Origin of the sequence: Rhodococcus sp. NPDC057014 (genome assembly GCF_042673295.1) — a bacterium.
GTDB lineage: Bacteria > Actinomycetota > Actinomycetes > Mycobacteriales > Mycobacteriaceae > Rhodococcus_F.
Map to the genome: position 1 here is coordinate 1 of NZ_JBHUSF010000636.1, position 1,384 is coordinate 1,384.

Consider the following 1,384-nt stretch of genomic DNA (forward strand, 5'->3'; position numbering starts at 1 on the left):
CAGTGGTGCCAGTGCACCGGGCCGATCCGCACGGTGACGCCGAACATGCGGCGGGCCGCGGGACGCGGCACGATCCGCACGCGAATCCGGGGTGGCGGTGGTGGCGGAGCCCGCCTCTGCAGTCGGTCGGGCTCGGCGCCCCGCGAGTCGGTGTGGTCGTGGGCGCGGCGGACCGGGTCGCGCAGCAGGGTGTAGGCGGCGAGGATCTGTTGCAGGTGTTCGTCGGCGCCGGGGTCCGCGGGCCCCGGTCCGCGGGTGTCGGGGTGGTGTAGGCGGAGCAGGCGCCGGTAGGCGCGGGCGATCTTGGACTGGGAGGCCGCAGGGGTCACTCCCAGCACCCGGTACGGATCTCGGTCGATGCTCATCGTCCCCATTCCTCGCCACGTCGTCTACCGCGGCGTTGGTCGTGTCCACGCCCATCTCCCATGCGTGGTCGGATCGGCTGTCGGCGTCGCGCGTAGGCGGCGGCCCTGGCCGCCGTTTGGGTACGCGTCCGGGGCATCGGCACCGACAGTCCGCTCTCGGCGCCGCTCTGGCTGGTTCCCGGATGTCGTGGTTCGTCGCGGGTGTGGCTTCGTGTGCGTGGCGGGTGCCGGAGCCGGGGCGGCCGACGTTGAATTCGGAAAGGGTGCCATCGTCAATGGCGGTGCGCCGAAAACATCATCGCTGTGGGTGTGGTGGCGCCGGTGCGTCCCGTCGGCGGGTCGGCGGCCCCGGATCGGTGCCGGGTACCGGGGGTTCGCCGCGCCGTGTCCGCACCGTGGACGGTGACGGAGACGCGGCGGCGGTCGAACCCGTCCGTGGATTTCGTTGCGGTGTCGCCACACTCCTTTCGTGATCGTTCTCGAGCGGTTCCGGTCTCATCCGTCGAACCGTGCGTGTGGCCGCCGGTGTTCGAGTTGGCATCCGGTGCACCGCCCCGTCGGGCTCGCTTTCCGCCGGTGGTGAGCGCTGGGTGGCCCGGGCCTGCGGGGCCGGGGGAGCGGTGACCGGCCATCCCGACCACCGGGGACGCGGCCGATGCCACGGACCGGACCGTGCGGTGGCCACCGCCGCGAGCAGGGCCGCGGCCTGCGGGGTGAGCGCGTCGGCGAGGATGCGGCCGGAATCGGCGACGAGCAGCTCGTAGTCCAGCTCGTGCCACGGCCGCACCGCCGCGCGTGCGAGGCGCTCCGGTGAGCCGGTGCCGGGTGCTGCGGTGACCATGATCGCCAAGGTCATCGACGTTCACCCCCTCCTGGGAGGGCTGTCACGGTGTGGGTCAGGCGGTGACGGCCCTGCGCTCGGAATGGTTGCTGATCTCGATCTTGCGGGGCTTGGCCTTCTCCGCAATCGGGATCGTCAACCGCAGCACCCCGGCGTCGTAGGACGCCTCGATCTTGTC

The 1,384-nt window shown here is 72.3% G+C and carries 2 protein-coding genes; both read right to left on the reverse strand.

Annotated elements, in window-relative coordinates; genetic code table 11:
- The coding region (locus tag ACFTZB_RS45625) for a J domain-containing protein (protein WP_378442600.1) at nt 1-365 on the reverse strand (365 nt) is incomplete at its 3' end.
- 295 nt (nt 366-660) lie between these two features.
- A complete protein-coding gene (locus tag ACFTZB_RS45630) occupies nt 661-1,221 on the reverse strand; it encodes a hypothetical protein (protein ID WP_378442602.1) in 561 nt (186 codons plus the stop codon).
- Nucleotides 1,222-1,384: the final 163 nt, after the last annotated feature.